We start from the raw sequence: 17,354 nt of genomic DNA, 5'->3' as shown, positions 1-17,354 counted from the left end.
TCCTAATTAGTAAGTTACCACCCTTATACCCTATTTTTTTATTGAATAACATATAAACAATAGAAACTACTAAGGAGTTTATAATTTCTACAATAAAGAATCGCTCTTTTTATTGACTGCTCGATAAAAAATAAGCACAACAAAAATAAGCAGTGAGGATAGTAAATACATCTTCTGGTAGCCAAAGTGGATCGCCAAAACGCCTAACACATAGGAACCAATCGCCAAACCAGTATCAAAGAAAGTAAAAAACGTAGCCGTTGCATACCCGCTTCTTCGTTCCGATGTCGATTGAATCGCAAGTGTTTGTAAACTTGGCACCAATGCTCCATATCCAAAACCGACAAATGCTCCAGCCAGTAAAAATACCCCTGGCGAGTTGACAAATGCAAGGATGAATAGTCCAATACCGAACGATAGAAACCCGGGTATTAAAATCGAATTAGGTCCTTTTTCATCAAATAATTTACCGGTAAACGGTCTTGTACCTAGCATAACAGCAGCATACACAGCAAAAAATGTGCTTGCAAGGTGCAACAAGTCTTTGCCTTGTGCATAGATCGATAAATAGGACAACACACTTGCATAGGCGAATGAAACGATACTGCCCACAGTTGCAATCGGCAGTGCCTTTCTTTCAAACAAATCACTCCATGTCAAACGTTTAAATGCCGCACCCGATGAGTCCTTTTCTGTCTGAGGTGTAAATAAAGATAGAATACTTCCAAGTACCATAAGCACACTCATTGTGACAAAGAGGATATGAAAAGAGTACGCTTGTATAATGTATAGCGCGATAAAAGGACCAACAACAACTGCTAAGTTCGAAGACATAACAAAATAGCCAAGCCCAGCCCCTCGTCTAGATGGCGGAACGATAGATGACGTAATTGATACAGCTGCCGTTGTAATAATACTGAACCAAATGCCTTGGAAAAACCGCAAGAAGAGTAATCCTTCAAATGGAGTTATAAAAACATAGAGGATCGTACTAACTAAATAGAAGAACAAACCCCACAACAACAATTTCCTTTTTCCAACCATATCAAGTAATTTTCCGGTAAATGGACGTACAATAATTGCGGACAGCAGGAAAATTGTCATGAGCAACCCGGCTTCTTCATCAGTGCGTTGAAGGGCACCTGTTGCATATAACGGTAGCGCCGATACGAGGCCATAAAATACGATGAAAACTGAAAGATTTGTTAAAAATAGACTAAGAAATGCTTTTGTCCAAATTGGTGGTTTACTTGTCACGAACGAGGACCTCTTTCCCGTCTATTTTACGCAACAACAAGATGAGCTGATTTTCCTCTTCCCGAGTCAGTCGATTTAAGCAATCACTTTCGAATTGGATAATTGTCTCCTTAATATGAGGAAGCTTTTGGATCGCTTCTTCGGAAAGACGTACAATTTTCTCACGGCGGTCCTTCCCTTCTCGAGTTACTAACCATCCCATCTCTTCCAATCGATTCACAGTTCGTGTAATCGTCGGGGCTTCGACATTTAAATACTTCCAAATTTGCGTCAACGTCATTTCAGTATGTAAATCAATGCAATAAATGACACTCCACTGTGCTGCGAACAAGTCATGTTTCTTCAGTACACTATTTACTTCTTTCGTTAACAGTCGATACTTTTGAAATAGCTCATGAATGATCGGATTCAACATTTCCCACTCCTTTATTTACTTAAGTAACTAAAAGAGTGTACACCGTTTGGATTTTGTTGTAAAGGTGCATAAGCCAATCTATCTAAAAAAACCGTGTGAACTAGGCTGTACGAGCCTTAATTTCACACGATTTGTCGAAATAATAACTTATGATTGAGATAAAAACGGAGCTAGATTCATTCATTTCATTCTACCAACTAACGATTTTATGATGATGGCTTGGTGACAGTTATTTTTTGGTCTTTCGGCAACATGAGTCCGACGAGACCAATGAAAGGAAGGAATGAAGCAATCACCATTGTCGGGAAGATCCCGATGACGTCCATCAGTCTACCTATAACAACAGCACCTATCGCACCCATACCGAAAGCTAATCCGACAGTGAGTCCGGCCATCGTTCCAATTTTACTTGGAACAAGTTCTTGTGCGTAGATAACCGTCACGGAGAAACTGAGCATAATAAAAAATCCAATTGCAGCTAACAGCGGACCGACTGCCCATAGGGATACATACGGCAAGAGAAGGCATAGGGGTAATGGAACGAGTAGCGATAGAACGATTACATTCTTCCTTCCAATCCGATCCGCCATTGGCCCACCAAAAAAAGTCCCTGCAGCTCCTAGTGCCATAAATAAAAAGATTAATAATTGACCTTGTGCAATTTTCAATCCGTATTCATCCAACAAATAAAATATGTAAAAGCTCGTTACGTTTGTAACGTAAAATGAACGCGCAAAGATGATGGTCAAGATCAGTGTCAATGCGATTGTAATCTGTCTTTTTGTCAATTCTCCAATGCTAGAGAGTAATACTTTTTTTCGATTGTTTTGCTTTTCCAGTTCAAGCTGTTGTTTATACCAGGCAGATATTCGAGATAACAGTACAATTCCGACTGCAGCAACGATAATGAAGACAGCAGCCCCTTTCTGCCCTAGAGGAACAAGCACAAATGCGCTTATTAACGGAGCTAATGCTTGTCCGGTATTTCCTCCTACTTGGTAGATCGACTGAGATAGTCCTCTTTTATTGCCAGCAGCCAAAAATGAAACCCGGGATCCCTCAGGATGGAAGACGGCTGACCCGAACCCTAAAATGATGACGGAAAGTAAGATAAGCCAATAACTTGGCGCAATCGCCAAACCTGCCATACCGACAAGTGAAAAAGTCATTCCGATCGGCAACGCATAGGGCATCGGACGCTTATCACTGAAGTAACCGACGACTGGCTGGAGAACGGAAGCAACCATATTTAAGGCAAAAAAGATGAACCCAAGCTGCGTAAACGTTAGCCCTCTTTCCGCCTCCAAAACAGGAAACATCGCAGGAATAACGGCTTGAAGTGTATCATTTAGCAAATGACAACCACCGATAGCAAACATGATTGGATAGACTGGATTGGTAAAGCCTTGTTTTTCTTTGGTTAACGCCAATTGAATCCCCACGCTTTTCAATAAAATTTCACAATATGTATAGTATAGCGTAATTAGTAGGCACAATGGGGATATCTCAGAAATTTTGCTTTCTTATCGTTTTCGTTTTATGACGCAAAATTTCCGGGTAAAACAATTGTACAGATTACGAAAGGGTGGACATTGCTATGATGCTCTTTGACTCAATTCCTGTAATGACTCTGTTCCCCATCACACTTTTTTTATTGACATTGGAAATTGTCCTTTCCTCTTACAAAGCTTCATCCATCCATTGGACCCGAAAGCTTGCATTCGGCAATCTAGTCATTAATGTCTTCTGGATTGCACTAATCATCATTCTACTATTGAATCCATTGGTCATTCATCCGTTTTTAGCAGACATGTTGTCGCAAGTTTTTGGCCGATCCCCTGAAGATATATCAAATCAGGTGAATCTGATTATTTTCGGCATTGGATTTCTATCCATCATTTCAACCGTAATCGATTCTTTTACTGGTTTTAAACAGTCCAAAACCAAAAAAACTAAGCTCCAGTAAAAGAACTTAGTTTGTTCATGCGTCGCACTAATTGGTCGAGGATGTTCCAATTTGTGGGTGAGCTGTCAGTTTAATTTGAAGTTATCGATCGAATTCACACAGTTATGACCAAATCAGGACTATTCGACTAGCAAGGGTGCATTGTTTCATTACACAAATACGATATCATTTTAGAATCCTTCGCTGATCAGGTTCCTGCTTCAGCAGTACTTTAGCTAAAAGATTAAAATTTTTTAACGCGAACTTTCCTTGATGCAATAAAGCTTGCTGCTAAACCGACACAGAGTACCGTAACGATTGAATGGAGTAAGGAAATACCGCTCAATAAATAACTTCCTGTCACAACAATAAAACTGTCGAAGAAAAAAATCATGAACGCTGGATTGATGGAAATCTTATTCGCAATCATTTGCGCAAGTAAATCAGTGCCACCAATGCTCACATCCATTGATAACATCAGACCGACACCCGTTCCTATAATGAAGCCACCAATAGCAGCTTCAATAATTGGGTCAACAAATATTGAACCTCCAAGTACTGTCAACGGATGAAACAAATCGATGAATAAGGAAGAACAAAGCATTCCATGTAATCCATTGTAGAAAAAAGGGCGATACAAAAACCAAGCGACGAGGAAGATCGGTACGCTAATTGCCAAGAAAGTCTTTCCCACTTCTACGTCTTGTAAATAATGAAGTAATAAGCTAATGCCAAGTGCTCCGCCTTCCATCAAACTGTTCGGGAGCAGGAATACATTTACACCAATTGCAATAAATGAACTGCCGATTAGAATCATCGTTGCCCTTTTCAGCATCTCATTCTTTCGGCTATTTGTAGATGCGACCATATGTTGTATAGGACAACCCCCGTTTATATGGAATGAACACGTTTTTCATTATGTACAGTTCCTTCTTTAGCGGATGAAGTAATCTTCTTCCAGTCAACGTGTAGACAAAGTCGATTTATGGCTTTGTCTACACTCTTTTAAATGAAATTACTAATCCATAGGAAATTCTAAACAAAATACTACCGTTATGACGTTACGCTTTGCTTTTCTTCCACAGTTTCAGTTTCAGTTTCAGTACCAGCTACAACAACAGCTGCCGATGCATCCCCTACAACATTTACAGACGTTCTCATCATATCCAGCACCCGGTCAATACCTGCTATAAGCGCAATGCCTTCAAGTGGCATATTGACAGAAGTGAGCACCATCGCGAGCATAATCATCCCTGCGCCAGGAACACCTGCAGTGCCAATGGAAGCTAAAATGGTAATGAGGACAACCGTCAACAATTGCAGAAATGATAATTCTAAGTTATAAAACTGTGCAATGAATATGACTGCAACCCCTTGATAGATGGCTGTTCCATCCATATTTATGGTTGCACCTAACGGCAAGACGAAGCTCGAAATCTTTTTCGGTACGCCAAGGTTTTCATTTGTGTTCTTAATCGTAACAGGTAGGGTACCTGCGCTGCTTGCCGTACTAAATGCAACTAATGCAGCAGGTGAAATGCCTTTAAAGAACTTTTTAGGACTCATCTTGCCAAATGTTTTCACAGCTGTTGAATACACAATGACAGCATGCAACAAACAAGCTACATACACTGCAACAATCACTTTTAGAAGTGGCAATAACACAGATGGGCCATATTGACCGACAACAGGAGCAAGTAAGCCTAAAATGCCAATCGGCGCAACTTTCATGACAATCGCAGTAATTTTATACATCACTTCTGCAAACCCTTCAAAAAACTTGAACACGGGCTGCGCTTTTTCACCAACTAACGTAATCCCAATTCCGAGAAATAAAGCAAAGAAAATAATCTGCAGGATACTCCCATTTGCCAATGAAGTGAATGGATTATCAGGGACAATATGCAACAGTGTGGTTATTGGGCTCTGTGGTTCTTTCGTTGCCGCTTCAGGTGCAACAAGACCGTCAGAAGAAACTGATACCCCTTCTCCTGGTGAAATTGCAAATGCAACTGCAAGTCCGATGACAATTGCCACAGCAGTCGTCGCAAAATAGTAAACGACTGTTTTAAACCCGATTCTTCCCAATTGTTTCGGGTCTGTCGTACTTGCCACTCCAACGACTAACGTCGATAAAATAAGCGGTGCAATGATGAATTTAATTAATCGTAAAAACAGCTCGCCAAAAGGCTTTAAGAAATCGATGGAACTGCCAAAAAATGTACCTAAAATAATCGCTAAAACAAATGCAGTAAAAATCTGCGTCACAAGACTGAATTTAACTTTCATCGTTCTCCCCTTTCACAGTGTAGTCAGTACGTAAAATTCTCTTATACCAACATATACAAGTTCGAGGACAAACATGAGTAAATTCGTGGTCTCAGAAGAAAAAGGATGCTCTCATCGTGTAAAGCTCACAAAGAAAGGAGCTAGTATTTTTTGAAATGAAAGAAGACAGTATTGTAAATTTTCGAGTGAAGTAGTTTAGTAAAGGTCAAATACAAAAGCCGTGTGAAAACCAAGGTGAGATTCTTGGCTTCACACGGCACTATACATGACGAGTAGAACGATTCTTGCGATAAACATAATAGACCATTCCCATCATTAAGAGAGCAGCAACAGTGATGATCAAAAACACATTAGATAAGATATTTTTAATATGAAATGGAGCTTTATGTGCATAAACAGCCTCCACCCATTGCTCATTATTCTCTACAGCAATTGCTGTGGATGTAGAAATTCCTTTTATTTCATAATAGTTCGTTCCAATTGGAAAATAGTTTGAAGCATTCCCGTAATGATCACCGGTCATCTCATGTGGTTTCGTCTCCACTTCTCCTAACCTTTTGCCGATCTCACTTTCTTCAATCATCTCTTCCAATTTGACCTCGTACACATCCCCATTCCAAACGACAAAGGGGTATGCCCATTCTAATGCATGCGCTGAAGAAGCAAGAAAAAACATCAATAATAAGACGATCGGAAATTTTCGCATGAATATCCCCTTTGCTACACTGCTTTAAAACCATCTTCCGACAATTGGGTATTGATACGGTTCATCTTGTACTGCTTTCACAATGCCGATAATTGGAACAATAATGGTCATCAAACTAAATACGATGAGCATCGGAATCCCAATCAGAAAAATGACTAAAATAGCGGAAATAAAAATCAATGCCCCCATTACTAATTGAAACAATAACGCCTGAATCGATAATCTCTTAACTTCTAAATCATCAATGACAAGATACAATATAAACGGCACGAGGCATGGTGCAAAAAATGCACTTGCATGAACCAATATCTTAAGACCTGTTTTTTCCATGAGTTAAACCCCCTCTATCTACCTTTATATACGGAAGGTGATAGCAAAAGTTTCATTCAACGTAGCGCTTCTTTCGCTTGTTTGTTCAAAGCATTTACGTCAATCTGCCCCACAATGTCGTCTGCTAAATTGTAACGATGCTTCAGCTCTAAGATCCTTCTTACACTTTCGTCAATGCGTTCTTCAGAAATAGTCCCTGTAAATACGGCATCTTTTAAAGTTTCAATCGTTTTGACTTGATTGGCATAGTCTCCAGCAATAAGTAAAAGATCACTTCCAGCAATGAACGCTTGCAAGCCCGCTTCAGGAACGGTGTACGCATTCGTTATTGCGCCCATCGTTAAATCATCGGTTACCACAACCCCTTCGTAACCTAGTTCTTCACGGAGAAAATCGGTTATGACCTTCTTAGATAACGAGGACGGATTTGTGACATCTAGTGCAGGAAACAAGATGTGTGCAATCATGATGCCATCAACTTCTTGAGCAATAGCTTGCTGGAATGGTACAAGTTCCGTTGCAATTAATTCGTCGATATTTTTATCGATGACGGGCAATGATTTATGTGAATCAATGTGTGTATCCCCATGTCCGGGAAAATGTTTCACAATCGAAATAACGCCATTATCAACCATGCCCTTTCGAACGGAAAGTGCATGTTGTGTTACTATTTGCGGGTTTGACGAATAGGAACGATCGCCGATGACTGGATTTTTCGGATTACTATTCACATCCAGGACAGGTGCATAATTCGTATTGTATCCAAATGCATGGAGCAACTCGGCAAGGTATACCCCACTTTTGTAAGCGAGTGCTACATCCTCTTTTTGTCCAATTGAAGCAGCTGCAGGTAGTTTTTTCATACCTGCTGGCAATCGCGATACACGTCCACCTTCTTCATCAACCGAAAGGAATAAAGGAATGGAATAGTCTTTGTTAGCAACTTTCGCTTCATTTAGTAACTGGACAATGCCAGTAGGTGTAGATACGTTCTTCCCTAAGACAATGATGCCACCTACATGATAGTGGCGAATGAGGCGGTCGAGTTCATCGTCATATGTCTTTCCTTTCATACCTACGATGATCAATTGACCGATTTTCTCATCAAGAGACATCTTTTCCAATTGTTCATCAATGTAGGATACCGGCATATCAGCTATTGGTGCCACTTGTTCTCTTTCCGAAAACGTAGGAATCGTCTGTTCATCTTGCATCGTTGACGGTTGTGAGCAAGCCGTTAAAAGTAGAAAAAGGCATGCAAGGACGTAAACTAGACGTATGCACATATTTGGATTCCATTGCCTTTCTGTCACTTCCAAAATTCTTTCGCTCTTTCAATGGATTCAACTGTCACACGACCTTTCAGCATAGGTGGTGGACAATGTTTGTTATGCTCGTCAATCTTTTGGTTTAATCCAATGACACGATTTTGTAAATCTACTCCAATGTTCTCGGCTTGTAACCTTGAAATGGCATGTAATTCATCTCTTATTTCATGTTGAAGCTTCAGCCAATGCGGTTTATACCCTGCATCTTTTGCTATTCGTTGAAAATGTTGATACGTATCCCCCGAAAAGTATTCTTTTGGCAATGGCTTTCCTTGTCCTTTCAGGTTTTCCATTCCCCCTTCTTTTGCATGGCTCTTTAAAATATCTCCAATCAAGTCATTGTACGGCGGCATCGAATTCCCATCAGACATCTCCATCACACCTTCGTTTAAAGTTTTATAAGATCATTCTTACCACTTGAATAATCCAGCTTCATCTGCTCAAGTTCAAGCTTCAACTTTTCTGTTTCCATAATGAAATTCTGCTGCTTCAATCGCTCCAGTTCCAACTCTTCTTTCAGCATATCAGCTTTAATCTTCATCATTTTTCGTTGATGCTCTGTAATGATTGCTGTAATTGGTACACACATGACGACCGCGACAATTGCAAACCCTATCATTCCATTTCCCGTCCTTCCACCAAAAACTTCATACAACGGATTGCATGAGTATCTTTCACATGATTTGTCCAACATAGTCTCGCTAACATGATAATATGACAATTGGCAAGAAAGACTACTTTCACTTGTACTGATTCAGTTATCATTTCGCAGTGAACGTTTTAGGCATTACAACGCCGACGACTTCACCTTTTGCACATACGACATCTTCTGCAAACACTTCTACTGTGACTTTCCATTTTTTCGGATGAATCTCTTCCACCGTGCCGACCGCTTTTAATGAAACCCCTTGTGGCGTAGGTTTTAAGTAATCAACATGTAAAGAAGCTGTCACAAACCGCGGTACATCAGCTTCATCGCCTGGTTCATGACCATTTTTCCGATAAAGTGCTAACGCACAGGACCCTGTTCCATGACAGTCCACTAGAGATGCAATTACACCACCATATACAAATCCAGGAATCGCAGTATGTTTGTCTGATGGCTCATAATATGTAACCGTTTTCTCGCCATCCCATCCTGTTCGAAAATGATGCCCCTCGTCATTTAATCGTCCACACCCATAACACCAAGCAAAATCATCCGCATACCCATCTTGAATCGCATGCTCAACATACTTTTTCATCCTCTTCACCCCTCCATATTTTCATTCCTTTGAAAAATAGTATAACATTAATCTTCTAAAATCTCTGCAGATGCAGTATTGAAAAAATCCATTACATACTAAAACTACTACTAAACATCCCTCCGCACGCATTAAACATTATCGACACGCATATATACCATGAGTACTAATCCGCAATATTTTCTCTGCGTATACTATACAAACGACAGACGAGGAGGGATTGATTGGATGAAAATGCGAGCCCTATTGCTGACCGCCCTTCTAATTGGAGGAGCATATGCAATGCTCCAATCATTTAATGAGTACCAACAGAAAAAGTTTAGTGAACTCGTGGAGACAACACACTCAGAATTTCATACACTCGTCTTCTCAAAACCTCCCATGTTCGGCGCACCAGCAGAAACATGGGTCGTAGATGATGAAAAAGAAGTGAATGAACTCCTTGATTTTTTGCAAAACTATACGATTCAGAAACTCAAACCCGAGGAAATTGACCCTGACGACAATATCGACGAACTTCGTATAACACTCCAAGATCGAGATGGGAACAGCCTCACAATTGTCATTGCGGAAAACATGATTATTCAAAACTCCGAGCTTTACTATGAAATCGTAGACGGACCACTCGATGTCGATTGGATCGTGCGATTTATTGTCAGCAACAAATCATGAATGTGGATAGCGTGTAGTGAGCAAACCTTCCCTCTTGTTTGGAGAGAAGGTTTTTGTGATGTTATCGCGTGGGAGTGTTGCGTTGCGAGCGGGTTATGTTGTGATACGGGCAGCTTACGTTGTGATGCGAGCTCATTACGTTGTGTTACGAACGGAGCGTTGTGATACGAGCAGGTTACGTTGCGATGCGAGCTCATTACGTTGCGATGCGAACTCATTACGTTGTGTTACGAACGGAGCGTTGTGATACGAGCAGGTTACGTTGTGATACGAGCACGTTACGTTGCGATGCGAGCTCATTACGTTGTGTTACGAACGGAGCGTTGCGACGCGAGCGGGTTATGTTGTGTTACGGGCTGGTTACGTTGTGATGCGAGCCAGTTATGTTGTGACGCGACGGGAGTATTGTGATGCGCCGCGAGCCTCGCTAAGGTTTCAGTATGTTTGAAGTGGAAAAATTGCTGGAAATCGACAAAATACAAAAAACACATGGTACCAAGGTTTTGTACTCGGTTCCATGTATGCTCCATTCTTTCGCTTATACGCTCTTCAATCTTTAATTTACTATCGCATCGCATATTGGAGAATCATCTCCCGTACTCTAGGATTTAGCGTTTCAGGCATATTAGTCAGTGGAAAATATCCGACTTCTGTTGTTTCGACGCCATCTGCGCGCAATTCTCCGCCACGAATGTCTGTAGTTGCATAAATGATGGTGACTGAATAATACTCGTGTCCATTTTTTAAGACTGTATGTGTTTTTGATCCCGATACGACGGTTACTAGTTTCAATTCACCAATGTGGATTCCTGTCTCTTCAAAAACTTCCCGTCTACCTGTTTCTTCAGCTGATTCACCTAGTTCCATGAACCCCCCAGGAATTCCCCAACGTCCATCCGCATTTTTCTGTAAAAGAATTTCACCTTTCGAGTTAAACACACCTACTCCTACGCCAGTTAAGAGAAGCGGGCGATTACCTACTATTGCTCGTAAATCTTTAATATAATCCAACTCATTCCCCCTTCCGATAAACTGTGGTATCTCCGATGATATAAATTTTAGTCTTACATCAATCTATATGCACAACTTCCATACTGCGCCATTCATTCGGTGGAATTTCACAGGTTACTGCACCCCTTGATAACAATAAGGAATTGATGCCTTCAATAGTTCTTCAATTCCCCCTTCGTAATAAGGTAATTCTCTATTCGCAATATCTAACTCCATCCATGCAGCTTCCAAAATGCCAGCCTGGTCTTGAACTGCAACTTCGCCTTCAGTCGCTTCACCTATAAAAGTGAAAAACAGCACATGATTATTTTCTTGTCGTCTGAATGTTTCATTGACAGCAAGAAGCTTTCCGAGCGTTACGGTTAATCCCGTTTCCTCCCATACTTCTCGAATGGCAGCTTGCTCCAACGTTTCACCTTTTTCAACACCACCACCTGGTAACGTCCAATTCGTATACTTCTTATTCTTCACCATTAGCACTTTTCCTTCTTTTACAATCAATACGTAAACAACATCGACACGATTCACGAATTTCATCCCCCTTTTCATATATACTAAGAATCATAGCTTATCCTTGGAGGCGAAAACAATGAAGTTTGAAAATATTGACGAACGTGTTATTCAAAAATATCAAGAAGATGAGACACTGATGATTCGTCTGTTTGTACAGTGGTGCAACAATCACAAGTTAGATGCACAAACGCTTTACAAAACAGCTTATCCTCACCAACAACAAAACGAGCGTTTGAAGGAAATTGTGGAAGCAGACGCTTCTGTTGACGAGTTGTTCATTGACAATGAAACAATGCTTGACGTTCTTCAGCTATTTGGAAATGAAGACTTGGCATTTGTCGTTGCGGATGAAATTGCCCGGTTGTCTACACGAAAAAATTGAGTGCCTGAATGTTCACATTCATTTCCCTTTTCTAGCATACTACTATATACTGTAATTAGTTCGAATACCGTAATAAGGGAGAGATGAGAATGGTTAAAAGCTTACCACCACGTTCAGCAGTAGCAGTTGAAGAAACATGGAATCTAGAGGATTTATTTAAAACAGAAGATGCTTATAACGAAGCGATTAAAGATGTACAAGCTACAGTCGCTGCTTTTGCTGAACGCTTCAAAGGCAACATGACGGATGACTCTTCCGTTATCGAAGCGATTGACGGATACGCTGCGATTATGGGTAAATTGGTGCCAATCGGAGCTTATACGAACTTGGCACTCAGCGTCGATCAAACGAACGATGAAGCACAAATGCGTGCAAGCAAATTCGGTTCAATTGCTTCAAAATTGGGTAGTCAACTGGCTTTCTTCTCAAGTGAGATTTCAGAATTACCGATTGAGTTATTGGAAAAAGCGATGGAACAATCCGCCGAATACAAAAATTACTTGGAAGAATTGATTCGCCAAAAACCTTATAAACTACATCCGGAAGTTGAGCGTACGTTAGCGGCCCTATCATCGGTATTAAACGCACCTTACGGATTATACGATACGACAAAATTAGTCGATATGAAATTTGATGATTTTGAAGTGCATGGAGAGAAGTTCCCACTCAGCTATATCTCTTTTGAAGGTGGCTGGGAACAAGAACCTGATACTGAAAAGCGAAGAGCCGCATATGATGCGTTCCATGCGAAGCTGAAAGAGTACCAACATACACAAGCGAAGACGTATGATATGCAATTGCAAAAAGAAAAGACCATTTCAGATCTACGTGGTTATGATACAGTGTTTGACTCCCTTTTGTTCAATCAAGAAGTCGACCGATCCATGTATGACCGCCAAATTGATTTGATCATGAATGAGCTCGCACCACATATGCGTAAATACGCGAAGCTCCTTCAAAAAGTCCATTGTCTGGATGAAATGACTTTTTCAGATTTAAAAGTGCCGTTAGATCCGAATTACGAGCCTAAAATTACAATTGAAGAATCAAAGAAATACATTAAAGAATCCCTTGCCATCATGGGTGACGACTATATGGACATGGTGAACCGCTCGTATGATGAACGTTGGACGGATTTTGCACAAAACGTTGGGAAATCAACGGGTGCTTTCTGTTCAAGCCCATATGGAACCCATCCGTATATATTAATCTCTTGGACAGGTAGTATGGAAGATGTATTCGTACTTGCTCATGAACTTGGACATGCTGGACATTTTTACAATGCGCATCAACACCAAAACTATTTTAATTCACGACCGTCCACTTACTTCATAGAAGCACCATCTACGATGAATGAAATGCTTGTTGCCAACCATTTGTTATCAAATTCAGACGATCCGAAATTCAAGCGTTGGGTCATTTCATCAATTGTAGCACGTACGTATTACCACAACTTTGTAACGCATTTATTGGAAGCGGCGTACCAAAGAAAAGTATACGAGCGTATTGATGCAGGCGGTAGCGTGAATGCAAACGTCTTGAACAATTTGAAACGTGGCGTATTAGAAGAGTTCTGGGGCGATGATGTCAAAATCAATGAAGGTGCAGAGTTAACTTGGATGCGCCAACCTCATTACTATATGGGCTTGTATCCTTATACGTATAGTGCAGGCTTAACCATTTCAACACAAGTTTCCAAGCGAATCCTATCTGAAGGACAACCTGCTGTTGAAGATTGGTTAAAAGTGTTACAAGCTGGTGGGACGAAACCTCCTGCCGAACTGTCAAAAATGGCTGGTGTCGATATTACGACTGAACAACCATTGAAAGATACAATCGCGTATATCGGTGATTTGATTGACCAACTCGTAGAATTGACAGAAGAAATTGAGGGAGTCACAATTTAACAACGGTCTTTCATTGCTTAGCTGCCAATTATCGTAACTTCGGTAAATTGGCAGCTTTCTCAATGTTGTCACGGATTAAATAGTTCGATATGATAGCTAGTGTACAAAAACCATTTTTGAAAAGAGGGATTCTTCTTGCCTTCCGCGCAATCCAATTGGTATATACGTTTTGGGTGTCTTGCACCAATAATAGGAATTGGCTTGTTAGTCTACTTGTTAAATACGGATGCCATCATTCCTGGCTTCACTTTCTTTGCGCTGTTCTTTGGGTTCGGTGTATTGTTCTTAAATTTGTCAAGTAGAGCAGAACAAAAAGTGAAGCAGAAACAGCTCGATTATTTGAATTCATTTAAGCCTACTTCACCCAAATACAACGAATCACACGCATTTGTCTCCTATGATTTATTGTCCAAAATAGCTGTGGATGAAAAAAATCGCCGCATTTACTTTTGGGAACCTGAAACAAGTGATGGAAAACCGCTTACAAAAGCGTATTTACATATGCCTTATACGGTTAAATCGTATACATACCAACAACTATTAGCTGTTGAATTGTTTGAAAACGGGACAAGGCAACAAACTGTCGTGAATGAAGCACCAAAAACGATCGAAAGAATTGAGGAACTTGGTCAATCCGTCGAGCAAATCATTACGAACAAGTCCACCTTAATCCGAAAGGTCATTTATCGTAAAGTGGCAACGTTGGAAATGAAAGTACTGCTTGATGATGAGGAAAAGCCTTATCGCATTGTCCGGTTTTACTCCAATCTTGATAAACGGTTAAAACGCAAATCAGCAAGCTATACATCAGTAAAACAAGACGCCGAACATTGGATTTCATTATTGACTTTTGTCATGAATCAAAAATAATCATAAGCTGCTATCCTTGACTGTTAAAGGATTAGCAGCTTTTTCTGTCGAGTTCATGTTCATGTTGAGTTTCCTATCAAGCATATAGTAGAATGAAAGCAACACCTAGTCAGACAAGTTAAAAAAATACGAAAAAGAGGTTGTTACATGCTGATTTCGAACCGTGTGAAGAACATGCCACCCCATTTTTTTTCTACATTAGTAAAGAAAGTAGAGGCTGCCAAAGCAGCAGGAATGGACATTATTAATCTTGGCAGAGGTAATCCAGACCAACCGACACCCCCGCATATCATTACAGCACTACAACAAGCAGCCGAGCGCCCAGATACCCATGGTTATTCACCGTTTAAAGGGATTCCACAATTTAGACAAGCTGTGGCAGATTTCTACAAACGGGAATATAACGTCGAAGTAGATCCTGAAACAGAAGTTGCCATCATCGGTGGTTCCAAAATCGGGCTCGTGGAATTGCCACTCGCAATGATGAATGAAGGCGAGCTGCTCTTATTACCAGATCCCGGATATCCGGATTATTTATCAGGCGTCAGCTTGGCGAATATCCGCTATGAGACGATGCCCCTTCTTGAACAGAATGGTTTCTTACCGAATTTCAACTCCTTGTCAGATGAAACGCGAAGACAGGCAAAAATGATGTATCTGAATTACCCGAACAACCCGACGAGCGCGGTGGCAACCATACCGTTTTTTAACGAAACAGTCTCTTTTGCCAAAGAAAATGCGATTTTCGTCCTCCATGATATGGCGTACGGTGGTATTGGATTTGACGGTCAAAAACCGGTTAGTTTCTTACAAGCTGAAGGAGCAAAAGAAGTTGGCATTGAAATGTATACATTGTCCAAAACGTATAACATGGCCGGCTGGCGTGTTGCATTCGCAGTGGGCAATGCGGAAATGATCGAAGCGATTAATCAAATCCAAAATTATTTATTCATCAGTATCTTCCCTGCTATTCAACATGCGGCCATTGCAGCGTTAGCCGAAGACCAGACATGCGTGAAAGAGTTGACCGCATTATATGAAGGACGACGGAATATGTTAATTGATGAATGCAGACGGATCGGATGGGCAGTCGATGCACCGAAAGCTTCCTTCTTCGCTTGGCTTCCCGTTCCAGAAGGCTATACAAGTGAGACGTTTGCCGATATTTTACTTGAAAAAGCAGGTGTCGTCGTTGCACCAGGTCATGGTTTCGGGAAACACGGTGAAGGATACGTTCGCGTTGGTTTGTTGGCGAGCGAAGAGCGGATAAAAGAAGCGGTTGGACGGATTGAGAAGTTAGGGATATTTTCGAATAGTTGTGTTTGAGCTTTTGTAGAAAACGGAAGGACGGGTTGCGACGTCCTTTTTTTTGAGTGCATTGTGAGAGTAAAGACCTAAAATGATCGGTAGAATTGTGAAAGTAATTGATAGAATGGAAAAAGTGAACGATAGAACGATAAAAATGTTGAATAGATAGATTATTAGAGGAGTTTCTCCTATTTCAACGCAAAAACCCAGATTTTTATTCACATAAAAAAACCTCTCCCTAAGGAAAGGCTTCAGTTTGTGACTTTAGCACTCTGTAAACCCAATATGGACCGAATCCGCAATTCGCTTATAGCCAATTTCTTGATAAATTTTATTCGAAGTCGGATTTAACATGTCTGTATACAAAACACAGAATTGATAGTCCTTTAACAATTCCTTGGAACCTTCCAGGACCATTGTTCTTGCATACCCTTTTTTCCGTTCCGCTTTCGGTGTGAACACTAAGGAAATTGTGACACTATTTTCTGTTGGTCTCGCTTTCTTCATCATGGAAACAACTTCTCCACCGTTGACCCAAAGAAATATTTCCCTTGCTGCAATGAAAGTAGCGGCACGTTCTTTAACTGTAGATTGTGGACTTTTAGGTAGATGTGTATCCTCTTCAAAAAGTGTAATCCACTCTTCAATTAACGGACTGTCCTCTTCAGTGGCAAACCGCCATTCCCCAGGACTCAATTGTAACGAGTCATCGACTTCATCTAATCGATAAAGTCCTTGATCCATCAGCAACTTCTGCTGCTGACCAGTTGTTGTACACCATTCACTCGCAAAGAGGGACGCCCACGGTTTCAAACTAATGACACCCGGAACCTCCACATTGCTGGCGACCAAGTTATGGATTAGGAAGGCAATCACTTCTTCCATTCGACTTTCATTCACGATGACTACGTTCAAAGGGTGCGGCGGTGTCATTTGCACAATAGCTAAAATGTCATTGCCTTCCTCTACAGTAGCAAGAAAAGGGTTTTTATATTTTCCTTGTTTAATTGCCTGAAGAACTCCTAAAAATAGGCTGAACACGTCTTCTTGTTTCATGACAATCGGTTCAGCAATGCTAGCAAACTTCTCTGCATCATGATAGCGCGTCCATTGCATAATCGTTTCCCCATTTCTTTTCTATGCATTATAGCTTGAAAGGTTTGAATTGTCACCTTTG

Annotated in this window: 20 protein-coding genes; 6 read left to right on the top strand and 14 right to left on the bottom strand. The window is 40.8% G+C overall.

What is annotated here, in order from left to right:
* Positions 1-87: 87 nt before the first annotated feature.
* From QT711_RS06360 to QT711_RS06350, 3 genes are all read right to left on the bottom strand, one after another.
* Positions 88-1,257 (bottom strand): MFS transporter, encoded by a 1,170-nt coding sequence (locus QT711_RS06360; protein ID WP_317942725.1) that lies wholly within the window; start codon positions 1,255-1,257, stop codon positions 88-90.
* Entirely contained in the window at positions 1,247-1,672 is a 426-nt protein-coding gene (locus QT711_RS06355; protein ID WP_317942724.1) for a MarR family winged helix-turn-helix transcriptional regulator, read from the bottom strand. The genes QT711_RS06360 and QT711_RS06355 overlap by 11 nt, the downstream gene beginning before the upstream one ends.
* 206 nt (positions 1,673-1,878) lie before the next feature.
* Positions 1,879-3,051: an MFS transporter gene (locus QT711_RS06350; RefSeq protein ID WP_317943010.1), complete on the bottom strand. Its 1,173-nt coding sequence runs from the start codon at positions 3,049-3,051 to the stop codon at positions 1,879-1,881.
* A 218-nt stretch (positions 3,052-3,269) separates the two neighbouring features.
* Between QT711_RS06350 and QT711_RS06345 the strand changes: the two genes are divergently transcribed.
* The gene (locus tag QT711_RS06345) at positions 3,270-3,638 is read left to right on the top strand and encodes a hypothetical protein (RefSeq protein ID WP_317942723.1); all 369 of its coding nucleotides are present in this window, start codon (positions 3,270-3,272) and stop codon (positions 3,636-3,638) included.
* A 223-nt stretch (positions 3,639-3,861) separates the two neighbouring features.
* Here the strand turns inward: QT711_RS06345 and QT711_RS06340 are convergent, their stop codons facing one another.
* The 8 genes from QT711_RS06340 to QT711_RS06305 all read right to left on the bottom strand — a co-directional run bounded on the left by QT711_RS06340 (position 3,862) and on the right by QT711_RS06305 (position 9,514).
* A complete protein-coding gene (locus QT711_RS06340; RefSeq protein ID WP_317942722.1) occupies positions 3,862-4,485 on the bottom strand; it encodes a YitT family protein in 624 nt (207 codons plus the stop codon).
* A gap of 185 nt (positions 4,486-4,670) precedes the next feature.
* The gene (locus tag QT711_RS06335; RefSeq protein ID WP_317942721.1) at positions 4,671-5,906 is read right to left on the bottom strand and encodes a dicarboxylate/amino acid:cation symporter; all 1,236 of its coding nucleotides are present in this window, start codon (positions 5,904-5,906) and stop codon (positions 4,671-4,673) included.
* Positions 5,907-6,165: 259 nt separating this feature from the next.
* Positions 6,166-6,612 (bottom strand): hypothetical protein, encoded by a 447-nt coding sequence (locus tag QT711_RS06330; RefSeq protein WP_317942719.1) that lies wholly within the window; start codon positions 6,610-6,612, stop codon positions 6,166-6,168.
* 24 nt (positions 6,613-6,636) lie between these two features.
* Complete coding sequence (locus tag QT711_RS06325; RefSeq protein ID WP_317942717.1) at positions 6,637-6,942, bottom strand: DUF4870 domain-containing protein; 306 nt, start codon at positions 6,940-6,942, stop codon at positions 6,637-6,639.
* Between the two features lie 56 nt (positions 6,943-6,998).
* Positions 6,999-8,156 carry a beta-N-acetylhexosaminidase gene (nagZ, locus tag QT711_RS06320; protein ID WP_317942715.1) on the bottom strand — a complete coding sequence of 386 codons (1,158 nt, stop codon included), beginning with the start codon at positions 8,154-8,156 and terminating at the stop codon, positions 6,999-7,001.
* A gap of 95 nt (positions 8,157-8,251) precedes the next feature.
* Positions 8,252-8,641: a DnaJ family domain-containing protein gene (locus QT711_RS06315; protein WP_317942714.1), complete on the bottom strand. Its 390-nt coding sequence runs from the start codon at positions 8,639-8,641 to the stop codon at positions 8,252-8,254.
* Positions 8,642-8,658: 17 nt separating this feature from the next.
* Entirely contained in the window at positions 8,659-8,889 is a 231-nt protein-coding gene (locus QT711_RS06310; RefSeq protein ID WP_317942713.1) for a hypothetical protein, read from the bottom strand.
* 142 nt (positions 8,890-9,031) lie between these two features.
* Positions 9,032-9,514: a PaaI family thioesterase gene (locus QT711_RS06305; protein WP_317942711.1), complete on the bottom strand. Its 483-nt coding sequence runs from the start codon at positions 9,512-9,514 to the stop codon at positions 9,032-9,034.
* Positions 9,515-9,742: 228 nt separating this feature from the next.
* On the opposite strand from QT711_RS06305, the gene QT711_RS06300 reads away from it, so the two are divergent.
* Positions 9,743-10,186, top strand: coding sequence for a hypothetical protein (locus QT711_RS06300; RefSeq protein WP_317942709.1), 444 nt, complete (start codon positions 9,743-9,745; stop codon positions 10,184-10,186).
* Positions 10,187-10,750: 564 nt separating this feature from the next.
* Here the strand turns inward: QT711_RS06300 and QT711_RS06295 are convergent.
* Positions 10,751-11,197: an NUDIX hydrolase gene (locus QT711_RS06295; RefSeq protein WP_317942708.1), complete on the bottom strand. Its 447-nt coding sequence runs from the start codon at positions 11,195-11,197 to the stop codon at positions 10,751-10,753.
* A 114-nt stretch (positions 11,198-11,311) separates the two neighbouring features.
* The gene (locus QT711_RS06290; protein WP_317942706.1) at positions 11,312-11,725 is read right to left on the bottom strand and encodes an NUDIX hydrolase; all 414 of its coding nucleotides are present in this window, start codon (positions 11,723-11,725) and stop codon (positions 11,312-11,314) included.
* Between the two features lie 61 nt (positions 11,726-11,786).
* Here QT711_RS06290 and QT711_RS06285 point away from each other — a divergent pair, with 61 nt between their 5' ends.
* The 4 genes from QT711_RS06285 to QT711_RS06270 all read left to right on the top strand — a co-directional run bounded on the left by QT711_RS06285 (position 11,787) and on the right by QT711_RS06270 (position 16,195).
* Complete coding sequence (locus QT711_RS06285) at positions 11,787-12,092, top strand: hypothetical protein (RefSeq protein ID WP_317942704.1); 306 nt, start codon at positions 11,787-11,789, stop codon at positions 12,090-12,092.
* An 89-nt stretch (positions 12,093-12,181) separates the two neighbouring features.
* The gene (pepF, locus tag QT711_RS06280) at positions 12,182-13,999 is read left to right on the top strand and encodes an oligoendopeptidase F (protein WP_317942702.1); all 1,818 of its coding nucleotides are present in this window, start codon (positions 12,182-12,184) and stop codon (positions 13,997-13,999) included.
* A 135-nt stretch (positions 14,000-14,134) separates the two neighbouring features.
* On the top strand, positions 14,135-14,869 hold the full coding sequence (locus QT711_RS06275; protein WP_317942701.1) for a hypothetical protein: 735 nt from the start codon (positions 14,135-14,137) through the stop codon (positions 14,867-14,869).
* Positions 14,870-15,016: 147 nt separating this feature from the next.
* Entirely contained in the window at positions 15,017-16,195 is a 1,179-nt protein-coding gene (locus QT711_RS06270; protein ID WP_317942700.1) for a pyridoxal phosphate-dependent aminotransferase, read from the top strand.
* A 246-nt stretch (positions 16,196-16,441) separates the two neighbouring features.
* Here the strand turns inward: QT711_RS06270 and QT711_RS06265 are convergent, their stop codons facing one another.
* Positions 16,442-17,293, bottom strand: coding sequence for a GNAT family N-acetyltransferase (locus QT711_RS06265; protein WP_317942698.1), 852 nt, complete (start codon positions 17,291-17,293; stop codon positions 16,442-16,444).
* Between the last annotated feature and the right edge of the window lie 61 nt (positions 17,294-17,354).

Origin of the sequence: Sporosarcina saromensis (assembly GCF_033253735.1) — a bacterium.
GTDB lineage: Bacteria > Bacillota > Bacilli > Bacillales_A > Planococcaceae > Sporosarcina > Sporosarcina saromensis.
Note: the sequence above shows the minus strand (reverse complement) of the source record. Positions and strands in the feature narration are given on the sequence as shown.